Source organism: Mesorhizobium kowhaii (assembly GCF_003253745.1).
Classification (GTDB): domain Bacteria; phylum Pseudomonadota; class Alphaproteobacteria; order Rhizobiales; family Rhizobiaceae; genus Mesorhizobium; species Mesorhizobium kowhaii.
In genome coordinates this window covers 1-12,645 of sequence record NZ_MZXV01000052.1, presented here as the reverse complement: position 1 = coordinate 12,645, position 12,645 = coordinate 1, and the positions used below count along the sequence as shown (strand labels likewise).

Annotated in this window: 7 protein-coding genes and 1 pseudogene; 4 read left to right on the top strand and 4 right to left on the bottom strand. The window is 60.8% G+C overall.

The window, feature by feature from the left end; all coding sequences use genetic code 11:
• Positions 1–1,067 precede the first annotated feature (1,067 nt).
• The 3 genes and pseudogenes from B5V02_RS24755 to B5V02_RS24750 all read right to left on the bottom strand — a co-directional run bounded on the left by B5V02_RS24755 (position 1,068) and on the right by B5V02_RS24750 (position 2,487).
• The gene (locus tag B5V02_RS24755; protein WP_167458652.1) at positions 1,068–1,472 is read right to left on the bottom strand and encodes a nuclear transport factor 2 family protein; all 405 of its coding nucleotides are present in this window, start codon (positions 1,470–1,472) and stop codon (positions 1,068–1,070) included.
• A gap of 274 nt (positions 1,473–1,746) precedes the next feature.
• A pseudogene (locus B5V02_RS41890) lies at positions 1,747–1,867 on the bottom strand (type 1 glutamine amidotransferase domain-containing protein); the annotation flags it as partial.
• 56 nt (positions 1,868–1,923) lie between these two features.
• The gene (locus B5V02_RS24750) at positions 1,924–2,487 is read right to left on the bottom strand and encodes a TetR/AcrR family transcriptional regulator (protein WP_111546697.1); all 564 of its coding nucleotides are present in this window, start codon (positions 2,485–2,487) and stop codon (positions 1,924–1,926) included.
• 155 nt (positions 2,488–2,642) lie between these two features.
• Here B5V02_RS24750 and B5V02_RS24745 point away from each other — a divergent pair, with 155 nt between their 5' ends.
• From B5V02_RS24745 to B5V02_RS24725, 4 genes are all read left to right on the top strand, one after another.
• The gene (locus tag B5V02_RS24745) at positions 2,643–4,049 is read left to right on the top strand and encodes an amidase (protein ID WP_111546696.1); all 1,407 of its coding nucleotides are present in this window, start codon (positions 2,643–2,645) and stop codon (positions 4,047–4,049) included.
• A 202-nt stretch (positions 4,050–4,251) separates the two neighbouring features.
• Positions 4,252–5,226: a quinone oxidoreductase family protein gene (locus tag B5V02_RS24740; RefSeq protein ID WP_111546695.1), complete on the top strand. Its 975-nt coding sequence runs from the start codon at positions 4,252–4,254 to the stop codon at positions 5,224–5,226.
• Between the two features lie 902 nt (positions 5,227–6,128).
• Entirely contained in the window at positions 6,129–7,898 is a 1,770-nt protein-coding gene (locus tag B5V02_RS24730; protein WP_111546694.1) for a type I secretion system permease/ATPase, read from the top strand.
• On the top strand, positions 7,885–9,231 hold the full coding sequence (locus tag B5V02_RS24725; RefSeq protein WP_245446164.1) for an HlyD family type I secretion periplasmic adaptor subunit: 1,347 nt from the start codon (positions 7,885–7,887) through the stop codon (positions 9,229–9,231). Before B5V02_RS24730 ends, B5V02_RS24725 begins: the two co-directional genes overlap by 14 nt.
• Before the next feature lie 96 nt (positions 9,232–9,327).
• Here the strand turns inward: B5V02_RS24725 and B5V02_RS24720 are convergent.
• On the bottom strand, positions 9,328–12,645 hold a 3,318-nt coding region (locus B5V02_RS24720; protein WP_111546693.1), incomplete at its 5' end, for a beta strand repeat-containing protein.

Genomic DNA, 12,645 nt, shown 5'->3' with positions numbered 1-12,645 from the left:
GGCGTACGGACTGAACCGGTGTGGTCGTGATCTTCCGTTCCGAGCGTGCCAGGTTTTTTCATGCAGCTAAAGAAATCGTCAGGCCAGTTGGTTCCTTGATGAACCCGGACATAGTTTCTGAAACCTTTCCAGCCGAGGTGCGAGGCCAGCGGTTCCGTTGGGCTGTCATGCCTGTTGGATCCACTGGAACAAGAATACCCGTATGAACGTTGGTGAACGTCAAGTGACATGAACAATTGATGCCCTACAGGGCAAGAGCGACGAACGGCGAGAACCGCCGGGCGCGCTCATAGGAGCGCATATGAATATCACCACAATTCTGGTCATCGTTCTGATAGTTTTTCTGGTAGGCGGCGGCGGCTTCTACGGCCGTGGACGCTGGTACTAGATCCCGCAATGGATAATCAGCACAACAGCATTCTGGAGGCTCGCTGGCTTCTAGCCGTGCCGCTTTCGCTTGTTCTCACGGTCCTGTTGGCTCGTCTTTGCCTGAACGGTGTCAGTTGGCACGTTATCCTTCGAGCCCTTCAGGAGCCGTTATCCTTCGAGCCCTTCAGGAGCATTGGCGTGAGCTAAAGGGCAATGGCAGTCATATCTCCCGGATGTTGCTGCTCGATCGGGTTCCAAGCACCCGCGTCCTCCGCCAGAGGCGCGGGCTTTTTTGTTTCGTATCTGCTCGACCAGTTGAAGGACGATCTTTTCGACCTGTAGCCAGGCGGCCCATTGAAGCATTGCGACGGCGATCCAGACGACTTAGCCGGCTCCTGCTTGACTGAATACGACCGTGCCATCGTCCTTGCGAACTTCCACCGCTACGATCCCGTCTTTCTGCTTTCGAGCAAGAAATGTCGCCAACGCGTGATCTCTTGCGGCTTTCTCGGCATCGAAGGGCGCCTTTCAACGACGCCCTCTTTCCCGTACCAAATCACCATATAGGCCACCGCTGGGACGCTCCCTTCTCCATTCGCCCGAAGCGTCGCCTTGGGCAACTGGATTGTCTCAAGTTGAAAACCTTCGAACATCAAGGTGCTAAACCTTGGCTGCGGTCGGAAGTTCCATATCCAACATCAGGCTTGCGCCCCGCTGGCGGCAATCAGTGCCGCCTTGATCTGTGGTCCGATTTTGTCGCCCACCCCGTTACCGAGCGCCATGACCCCCTTCGCCGGCCGGGCGATCAGGTCGATGTCGATGATCCCGCCATCGGCGTTGAAGCGGATGAGGTGCGCGCCCTTCATCTGGATGTCGCCTACATGCGCGGTGAATTCGAGCATGGCACTGTCGCCGCCTGCCATCTGGCGCTCATATTTGAAGTCCTCGAAAACCCCCGCCGCGGTCCGAACCAGAAGGCACACCAAATCGTGTCCCGGGTAGGGGTGCCATTCGACTGGCGAATGGTAGACCGCCTCGGCGGCAATGACAGAGGCCAGGTCGCCAAAGTCACCGCTTGCGATCATGGCGAGCCACTTCGCCAAGGTTGTCCGCGCCGCCGGACCGAGCGGCGCCGTAGTGTCGTTGAGACTATCGCGGCCGGACGGGATCGAAGGCCCGCCATGCGAAGGCTTCGATCCAGTGGACATGGCCCAATTCTTCCTTCCTTTTGAGGATAAGATAGGGTTCCTCTTTCACTCCCTAAGGACGAACGGCGCCGACGCATTCCGACATCGAGGCTGAATTGTTACGCCCGGAACGTGGGCTTCCGCGCCGCGCGCGCCCTAGGCCTCTTTCCCGAGAGTTTCATATCGAGTAGGCGAGTGTGATCTCTGCGCCAGCGTCCTTGAACACGTAGTAAGGCGCGGACAGTTGTTCGAAGCCAGAAGCCGGTCTTTCCCAACTGATCGTGCGACATGAGAACCATTAAAACTCTCAATGCATCTCTCGTAGTATTGTTGAGGCACTCAACGGGTCGCATTTCCATCGCTGCCGTTACGCTGGCAGTAGACCAGTTCCACGATAGCTATCGATCAACTCGTCAAAGACTGAGATGTCTGAGCGGCTCCGCGCCATAAGCTGAGCGCCGGAGACGGCGGCGAAGATAGCGCGAGCCCGCAGCTTGCTCTCATCGGTGTTCATTTCGGTGGCGGCGGAAAGAACCCTGGTCAGCCATGCCACATTGACGTCGGCAAATGCCCGCACCTCTTTTTTCACCGGCTCTGGCAGGTCATCATACTCGGCAGACATGAAGCTGCAGAGGCAGATGCGGTTACCATTCTCGAGCGACTCACGAAACGTATCGGGATACTGGCGCAGGCAGCGGACGGGATCTGAGGATTCGGCCCACAGTGCCTCCAGAACAGCCGCTGAGTCTTCCCAATAGCGCTTGGCTACCGCTGCGCCGAGATCAGCCTTGCTTGGGAAATGATGGTAGATACTCGCGGCTTTGATACCCACTTCGTTCGCGAGCTCGCGGAAATTCAAGCCGCTGTAGCCATGCGCCTGCGCGGTCCGTCTCGCTGCCGCCAAGATGGCTTCCTTGGAACTTAAACTCATCTCATGCCTTCCATCTTCGCCGGGAACTATTTTTTCGCCGGACCACCTACCAAGTGATAGATAGGGTCTTGACTGAGGGAAATAAAGGCCCATCTTCACCCTACCAAGTGGTAGGTAGTCTTCGTCGCAATAACCACACAGCCAGGAGATAAGCCGTGACCGACGAGATCATTTTTTCCGACGCGACCAAGCTAGTCGAACTGATCCGCACCAAGGAGGTCTCGCCGGTCGAGGTCGTGCAGGCGCACCTGGATCGCATCGCGGCAGTGAACCCAAAGATCAACGCGATCGTCACACTCGCGGGCGGTGCGCTCAAGGCCGCAAAGGCGGCGGAGGCAGCGGTGTTGGCGGGCGACGACCTCGGCCCGCTGCACGGGGTCCCGTTCACGGTGAAGGACTCGATCGACACGGCGGACGTGGCGACCCAGCGCGGCTCGCCGATCTTCAAGGGGCGCATCCCCGACGTCGACGCGACCAGCGTCGCGCGCATGAAAAAGGCAGGCGGCATCCTGCTGGCGAAGACCAACCTTCCCGAATTCTCCTACTGGATCGAGAGCGATAACCTGCTCTCCGGCCGGTCGAACAACCCTTGGGACGTGACCCGCACTCCGGGCGGTTCGAGCGGCGGCGAATCGGCAGCGCTCGCGGCGGGCATGTCGCCGATCGGCCTCGGCACCGATCTCGCTATCTCCATACGCGGCCCGGCGGCACAAACCGGTATCTCATCGCTCAAGGCGACGCATGGCCGTGTGCCCATGACCGGCATCTGGCCGCGCGTGCCGCGCCGCTTCTGGCATGTGGGGCCGATGGCCCGCTCCGTTCGCGACCTGGCGCTCGCCTTCTCGCAACTGGTCGGGCCAGACGGCCAGGACGGGTTTGCCACGAGCACCGTCGAGTTCGATGCCGGCATCGGCCGCTCACCCTACCGCCAGATCCGGGTTGGCTGGATGGTCGGCCCCGGCTTCGGGCCAGTCGACCCCGAGGTGGCGGCGACCGTCAAGGCCGCGGCCGAGGCGCTGAAGGACGTCGGCGTCTTCGTCGAGCAGGTGGGCATCCCGGCACTGGAGCGCGATTTCGCCCTCGACGTGTTCAACCGCTTGCATGTGATGGAGATGAAGCCCGCGTTCGCGGAGGTGACAGCCGGCCACGAGGACCAAATGTACAAGATGGCCAAGACCATGCTCTCGCTGCCCGACACGTCGATGAAAGACTATATCGACGCCGAGCAGGCGGCCGAGCGGCTGCGCGACGGCTATGCCGATTACTTCTCGCGTTATGACGCGCTGATCACGCATGTGCTGCCGATCCCGGCCCACAAGCATGGCGTCGAAAAGTTCACCATCGACGGCCAGACCGTGGATGCCACCTACCTCCAGGGCGCGACCGTGCCGCTCAACATCACCGGGTTGCCCGGTGTCGCGATGCGGTTCGGCACGAGCAAGGAAGGGCTGCCGATCAATGTGCAGATTGTCGGCAAGTGGCAGGCGGAGTCCACGATCCTGCACGTAGCTTCGCTGCTGGAGGGCGTGAGCCCGGTTCGCAACCTGCACCCGGACATCTAGGCGTGTGGTCCACGAGACCGTCGCACGCAGAAGTATCTGTTGGGTGGGCGCTCGCGGGGACTGTTGTCGGCCGCACGGACGTAGTTGCCGGGCGGCGTCATTCCCGGCTCTTGGCCGCGACGTCGATGCGAAAAAATCTGATCGCCGGCGGTCGGCGCGAAAGCCAGTCTTGGATCGAACAATAGTTGAAAAGGAGGCGACGATGAGTATCGCAATCCGCCTGACACAGACCGGTGGCCCGAATGTTTTGATAGTTGAGCCCATTACGGAGGCGCGACCCGCCCAGGGCGAGGTCTGGATCGAACAGGAGGCGATCGGCGTCAACGTCCTCGACGTGACCCAACGCAACGGCTCCGTTCCGATCCTGCTGCCGAGCGGCTTGGGTCTGGAAGCGGCCGGTCGCGTTGCTGCTATCGGACTCGACGTCGCCAACGTCGCGGTCGGAGATCGCGTCGCTTATATTCTCGGACCGATCGGCAGCTACGCGAGCGGCCGTCTTTATCCGGCTGAACGTCTCGTCCGCCTGCCTGACGTGCTGAGCGCCGACAATGCCGCAGCGATCCTGTTCAAGGGCGTCACAGCGCATTATCTGCTGCACAGCACCTATGCCGTCGGTCCCGGCACGATCGTCCTGCTCTACGGAGCGGCGGGCGCCCTGGGCCAGATCATGGTTCCCTGGGCGAAGTCGCTGGGCGCCTTCGTCATTGGCGTGGTCTCAAAGGAGGCCAGCGTCGAACGCGCGCGGGCCCTCGGTTGTGATGCGGTCCTCATCTGGGGCGCCTGCGATCTCCCGGCGGAGGTCGCAAGGCTCACCGACGGGCAGAAGGCGCATGTGGTCTATGATGGGATCGGCAAGCTGACCTTCGCCGCCTCGCTGGACAGCCTGCGCCCGCGTGGCCTGATGGTCTCGTTCGGCGCGTCCAGTGGTTCGCCTGAGCCCGTCGCGGTCGGCACGCTGAACGCCAAGGGCTCGCTGTTCCTGACCCGACCCGGGCTCGGGGCACATGCTACCGACCTCGTCGAGTACCGCCAGCGCGCCGATGCGGTCTTCGGAGCCGTGAAAGCCGGCGTCATCAAGCCCGCGACCTGGAAGGCCTTTCCCCTGTCCGATGCGGCTGCGGCGCATGCTGCCTTGGAAGGCGGCCAGTCGGCCGGAGCGATCCTGCTCAAGCCGTGATGGACATCTACCCGTGTATCGCCCTCCACTTCTAAACGTCTTCGAAGCTCCGCAACGAATAGGAGAAGCCTGCGGCTCGCAAACGCTGCCGCAATTGCAAGTTCAGGCTATATGGTAGCGGGTGGGTTTTGAACCCCCGAGACGAAACGGCTTTATTATCAACCAATTGAGAGGAACCAGACGTTCCGGAGTCGGCACTCCTGACCCTGCTCGCCAAAAATCGACAACAATATCATATGGTTAGGTGGCAGTGGTGGTAGCGGGAGAGCGCTACCGCCTTTCCCCACACCTATTGAACGGCCAGTTCAGGCTTCGCTGCTACGGCTGAGCGACTTGGCGCCATCTAACTACGGGGTGAGAAGTTCGAATCTCTTCGAGCTCCCCGGGATCGATGAACGAAATACGAATTCTCCATAACCCTTCGCCAGGATACGCCGCAAGAACCCCAAGATTCGAAAGCGCGCCCCAGACCGCGCAGAAGCACTACGCCATGTCGGTGGCCCCCGCTGTCGTTTCGCGAACGAGCTGTGGCTCTTGTTCGCAAAAGAGCTGAAGTGCGGACCCGTGATCTGACTGACGCCGGGATCCCCGGTGTTACCTGTCCCGGATGTGCGAGGAGGGTCTGCTCGTGAAGGTCGGTTACGGCTGGTATCGCGCCGCGGTGCTCGATGCTTTGTGATCTTCAGCAGGCCAGTGAGTCCGTTCAAACGGTATGTACTCGTTTGTCCGAGGTTCAGGAGATACAGTCGCAAGGGGTTCACTATGACGTGAGGCCTCGGCTCACGCTGGCGGTCTTTACTATGGCTATCAAAAGAATCCCAACCGATAGCGTGGCAACCCCGTATGATATATAAAGATTGTCTAATTTGACCGCTTATCCCGGGGGGGAGCCAATTTTGGGGATGTCCAGTTCTACAAACAGAAAGGTGCTGTCGAGGAGCGTGGTCGAAATGGGCCTCTTCTCCGCGGTGATGAACACCCTGACGTTAATTCTGCCTCTATATATGTTGCAGGTATATGATCGGGTTTTGCCCGCGGCCAATTTGGACACTCTCACCTACCTAACCTTGCTTGCGCTTTCGTCGCTTTTGCTTTTCGGAGTGCTCGAAGTCGTGCGGGGCGTGTATGCAAGCCGACTCGCCGCGCGACTGGATGTCTCTTTGGGCACATCGTCTTTTCTCGCCGCAATGACTGGCCCCCGCGCTGGGCTCGGCGATGTCCAGGCCCTGCGCGACTTGGCCACCCTGCGGGGGTTCATTGCTTCACGAACGATTTTCATTCTCTTCGACCTTCCTTTCGGGCCGATCTTCGTGGGCCTCCTTTATTTCATCCACCCGTTGCTCTTCCTTGTAACGGTCGTCGGAGCGGCTCTCATGGTTTCCATCGCCGTGCTGAACCAGGTCGCGAGTTCGCAACCTAGCAAGGAGGCGGCGGAGAACCTTGGCGCCTCAATGAATTCGGCGCAAGCCTTCGCGCGAAACTTCGAAACGGTCCGCGCACTCGGCATGGTGTCCAACGCGATAGAGTTCTGGGGCACCCGTTTTTCCGGCTCTCTGCACGCCTCGGATGGGCTCGCTCGCACCAACGCATTTTATGGCGGTGTGTCCCGCACCACACGATCGGTACTGCAAATCGCGATATTGGGCGTCGGCGCTTATCTGGTTCTCCACAACGAGATGACCGCCGGTATGATATTTGCGTCGTCGATGATTTCGGCGCGCGCCTTGCAACCTCTTGATCAGATCATTGGAAGTTGGCGGCAGGTCATCGACGCCAATCTTGCATGGAAGCGGCTTTCAGCTGCCCAATCAAGGTCCGGACCAAAGGACAATATTGCATTGCCAACGCCTCAAGGGGCGTTGAGCTCAGATCAAATAGTCTATCATCTTCCAGGTTCGGCCGACGGGTCGCTGCCGCTGATAAAACGCTTGACCTTTGAAGTAGGCGCCGGCGAAACGGTCGCGATCGTCGGGCCAAGCCAGGCTGGAAAATCGACGCTGGCGCGCCTCATAGTCGGTGCCATTGAGCCCCGTTCCGGGGCAATCCGCATCGATGGCGGCGATATTCGAAACTGGGATCCGGAGGAACTCGGCCGTCATATTGGCTATCTTCCGCAGGACGTGGAACTTTTCCCAGGGACCATCGGCCAGAACATCGCGCGTTTTGAGCCATATGCGCCTGATGAGAAATTGATTCAAGCAGCCCAGCAGGCGCAGGTGCATGAGCTTATCCTGGGTCAGAGGGATGGATATTCGACGGTGATAGGCCCGACCGGCGTTCGCCTCTCGGGTGGCGAGCGTCAGCGCATTGGGCTCGCACGCGCCTTTTACGGCGATCCCAAGGTCCTGGTTCTCGACGAGCCCAATGCAAATCTTGATTCCGACGGCGAAGCCGCACTCGAGCGGGCGATCATCCAGGCGCGTTCACGAAAAACGACCGTGCTCGTCATAACCCACCGTCCCTCCCTCGCTTCCAAATGCGATCGTATACTCATGCTGCGCAATGGCCAGGTCGAGATCTACGGTTTGACCAAGGACGTGCTCGACCAACTTGCCCAGCGACGGGGCCAAGCGGCGGCGACCGCGGCCGCTCAGTCGCATGACAACGAAGGAGTGGTGCCTTTCCCGTCACCTGCTCGCGTGGAGGTAAAGGTCGCTAATGACGGTTCCTAGCCAAACCATCCAGATGGGCGCCAAGGTGTATCGCTGGCAGCGCAACATCGATACACGCACGGATCGGATCACGCTGGCGGGATATGCAAGCGTGGCCGTTTTCGTGCTCGGCTTCGGGTTCTGGGCAGCCACTGCACCGATTGGCGGAGCAACGATCGCGCCGGGTGTGGTCGCAGCAGCAGGGCAGAATGTCATGATCCAGCACCTCGAAGGAGGTGTTGTCGGCAGCATTAGAGTTCGCGAGGGTGACAGGGTCTTAAGAGGCCAGGCCCTGATCGTGCTCGATCCGACGGTGGCGCAGTCCCAGCTCAACCGCGTTCTCAAGCAGTGGGTTGCACTAAAGGCCGAAATTTCGCGGCTCGAAGCAGAGCGGGACGGCCTTGAGAAAATTGTCTTGTCCAGTGACCTCGGAGCCTATTCAGGCGCTTCCGAATATAGCGGTGTCTTCGGAGAACAAAACAAAGAATTTCAGGCGCGGCTAGCGCGTTACGGTGCGGAACAGGGGATTCTGAAGCAAAGGGTGGCAGCTCTTCAGGACGCCGTTGTCGGGTTAAAGGCTCAGAAGGAGGCAGCGGAAAATCAGCTTGCGATCGTCAACGAGGAGACAGAAAGAAAAAAAGACCTGCTGAAAAAAGGACTCACGAATCGTTCCGAATATACCGATCTTCTGCGCAGCACTGCCGAGCTGGTCGGCCAGGCAGGATCTCTGGAAGCCCAGATTGCCAGCTCGGCGACCCAGACCGTAGAAGCGCGTCAGCAGATTGAAAGGCTTACAACCAGCCGGGTCGAGGATGCCGTCACGGAACTGAACAAAGCCCGGGCACAGGTCGCGGACCTCGAGGAACAAATCAACGCTGCTCGATCGGTCCTGGAGCGGACGACCATCCGGGCGCCGGTGGACGGCATCATCGTCCGATCGCTTTACAATTCCGAAGGCAGCGTCATCCGAGCGGGGGAGGTGGTGATGGAGCTTCTGCCGACCACGAACGAGCTCATCGTCGAGGCCAGGATAAAGCCCGAAGACATCGACTCAATCCGGGTGGGGCAGGACGCAAACATGATGTTCACGGCGCTCAACGCGCGCACAACTCCGAAAGTGCCCGGAAAGGTGTTCTACATTTCGGCGGACCGGCTGATCACACCCAGCACGGGCCTGCCTTACTTCACCGTCCGGCTGAAAATGGCCGACAAGCTGCCACCGCAGGTCAAGCCCGAGCAGATCTATCCAGGCATGCCGGTCGAAACATTCATCTCAACCGGTGAACGAACGTTTCTGGCTTATCTGACCAAGCCCCTGGTGGATTCGTTCCAACGCGCCTTCCGGGAGAGGTAGGCCCGCCTGCCTCTTGGATATCGGAAGCTCAGATGTGAAGCGAGCGTCGGATTGATCCGGCGCCCGCTTCACTTTGGAGCCCTGCGGCCTTCAACGTCAGACGAAGTGGAAGTCGTCCGCTGGATTATACGCGACCACGGTTCGGCCGGTGCCGTCGTCAGCTAGCGTGAAGGTGCCCGTATCGTAAGCGCCGACCAGGTGGAGCGTGGCGTCATGAGTGCCGTCCGAAACGAGCAGCGTTCCTCCACTTCCATCCTGGTTTGCCTGATAGACAGCGGATGTTCCGGTGCTGAACCAGATATCTCCGAGGTCCACTCTGTCGTCGTTGGTTATCCCCGCGATGCTGCCGCTGAAATCGAATGAATCGTCCAGCCGCAATGTGCCAGCTGCATCCGCCCCGAAAATGACGTCTGCGGAAGAGGCGGCGTGAAACTCCAGCTGCGACATGTTTCCGATGATGGCATCGCCGTCGCCGGTAACCTGACCGCCGATCGTGACGTCGCCGCCATTGGCCCAGATCAATCCGGAATTGGCGACGGCACCGTTGATTGCCAGGCCACCGGACCCCGTCGCTTCGAACGTTCCGGAGTTGGATACAGTGCTGCCTCCGGTGTCGATCACCAGGGCGTGGGTGCCGGTGGCGATGATCGTGCCCTGGTTGTTCAAGGACAACAGCCCGCCGCCCAGCTGGCCGGCGCCCGAGATGGTGTTGTCGACATTGGTCAGGGTGACGTCGGCAGCCGTGCCGGAGATCACGTTCGCATCGCTGTCCGAGAGCACGACCTGTCCGCCGCCATGCAGCGTGATGCCGCTGGCGATCACTTCGAGCTGCGTGGTCGCGCCCGCACCGTTGAGGGCGATCGTACCCGTGTTGTCGACCGCGCCGCCGAGCGGCATGATGGCGCCGTCGGCGATCGACATCGTGCCGCCGTTGTGGGTGACCGGCTCCTGGTTGAAGAGGAAGTTGATGGCGCCGAGTTCGGAGGCCGAGACGCCCTGCACGGTGATCGTCTCACCGGCCCCGACGGTGACTAGGGCATTGCCGCTACCATCGTTGGCGATAGCGAGATCACCGAAGCCGCTGACACCGTCAAATCCGATCAGGTCGATCCTGTCTGCTGCAACATCGAAATTGTGCAGGGTGTCGGCCGCGATCGGCTGGCCGAAGACAAAGAGATCGGCGCCGGAAGAGCCGGTGAGGTGGTCGTCGGAGGAGAGGGCGTAGATCGGATTGCCGGGTGCGAAGACTTCGACGTTGTCGGCTATAGCCATGCTGCCCGTCGTGCCGTCGGCGTTCGTCCAATCGGCGCTCACATTGAGGACGGCGGCGCCGGTGAAGTCGGCCGGCGCCGTGACGGTCAGGGCTCCCGGGTCGGCGGTGTTCGCCGTCCAGATACCGTCCGCGTTGAGCGTGCCAGTGTTCAGGACCCAACCGGCCGGGACTCCACCGATCGTGATGTGGATATTGCTATGGGAGTCCGACGCCAGGTCGGCGAGTGCCAGGTTGATGGCCTCTCCGGCGACGCCGGCAGGGGCCGTCGCAGTTGCGCCAAAGCTGTTGCCAGCGATATCAAAGACCGTTGCGGTAACTGTGCTCCCAACGCCGGGCTTCGGTGGGTTGCCAGAACCTCCAAAGTTTTGGCTCCACGCTCCAGCCGTGAAACTGGTGATAGCTACAGTAGTGGAGTCGTATGTCAGCACCACCTTCCAAAGGCCGGAGCCTCCCGAATCCGACGCTGTTCCGGACGCGGAACTCCGGCCACTTCCGATTGTCAGGGTCGTCGACGGGTTTGTCGTATCGACGGTGATGTCGAGCGCATGCGAGGTCGAGGCCGCGCTGGCATTGCCTGCGACATCGGTCTGGATCGCCCGCACATTGTGCGTGCCTTGCGCAAGAGAGACGTCGAGGCTGAATGCCACGCCGCTCACCGTCGTGGTCCCGAGGCTCTCGCCTCCATCGACTATGCCGTTGTTGTTGGCGTCGTCGAACAGCGTGACCGTCGCACCGTTCTCGCCCGAGCCACTGATGGTCAGGGCCGAGGTGTTCTTGGTGATGTTGTCGGTGCTGAGCGAGCCGGTATCATCGACTGCCGCCAGATCGAGGGCTGTCGGCGCCGCCGGCGCGGTCGTATCGACGGTGATGTCGAGCGCATGCGAGGTCGAGGCCGCGCTGGCATTGCCTGCGACATCGGTCTGGATCGCCCGCACATTGTGCGTGCCTTGCGCAAGAGAGACGTCGAGGCTGAATGCCACGCCGCTCACCGTCGTGGTCCCGAGGCTCTCGCCTCCATCGACTATGCCGTTGTTGTTGGCGTCGTCGAACAGCGTGACCGTCGCACCGTTCTCGCCCGAGCCACTGATGGTCAGGGCCGAGGTGTTCTTGGTGATGTTGTCGGTGCTGAGCGAGCCGGTATCATCGACTGCCGCCAGATCGAGGGCCGTCGGCGCCGACGGAGCGGTCGTGTCTTCCGTGACCACGAAGGTGTTCGACGCCGCGCTCTGATTGGTGGCTGCATCGGTGATCCTGGCCGTTAGGTTGTAAGTGGTCCCATTGGTCAGCGTGCCCGTCTGGAGGCTGACGAAGCCACTGACGATATCCGCTGCGGTCAGTGTGTAGGCGCCTCCCAGCGGGATGCCTGTGTCAGTGCCGTTATAGAGCCAAATCGTATCGCCCGCCTCGGCCGGTGAACCACTGGTCGGTAGCGTAACCTTGACGGTCAGATCAGTGTCATTGGTTGTCACGCCGGAGGTCGCATAGGTCGCCGTGACCGGAGACACGTCGTCCGTGACGGAGGTGATGACCGGCGCATTCGGTGCGACCGTATCAACGACCGTGATGTTCACCGTATCCGTATCGGACAGGCTTCCATCGTTCGTGGTGATCTGGATCGACGCCGAACCGTGGAAGTTGTTCGTAGGTGCGAAGTTCAGGCCATTCAGCGCCGCGTTGATGGCCGCATCCGTACCACTGAAAGTCATCGTCCCATCTGCGCTGCCGTCGCCCACTGAGAAGGACAGGCCGGCGAGGCCGCTAAGCGTTAGTGTACCATTGCTCGACGTCAGCGTTACCGTATGGCTTGAATTGTCCACGTCGGAAATGCTGATCGCGTTGCCGTTCGCCGAACTGAACACCTTTGCCATGTTGCTGTCGGTTGATTGGGAAGCTGGCACACCATTGACCGGCGCGTCGTTGGTGCCGTGGATGGTGAAGCTGACGAGCTTGGAGGTGCCGTCGGCCGCGGTCACGGTGAAGGTGTCGACCTGGGTGGCGGTGCCGCCATTGGCGTTGCTGCCGGCGAGGAACTGCACGGCGGCGTTGGCGACGGAGTAGGTGTAGGAGCCGTCGGCGGCCAGGACGAGGGCGCCGAGATTGCCGGCGCCGGGGGTCACGGTCGTGTTGAAGTGGTTCTCGCC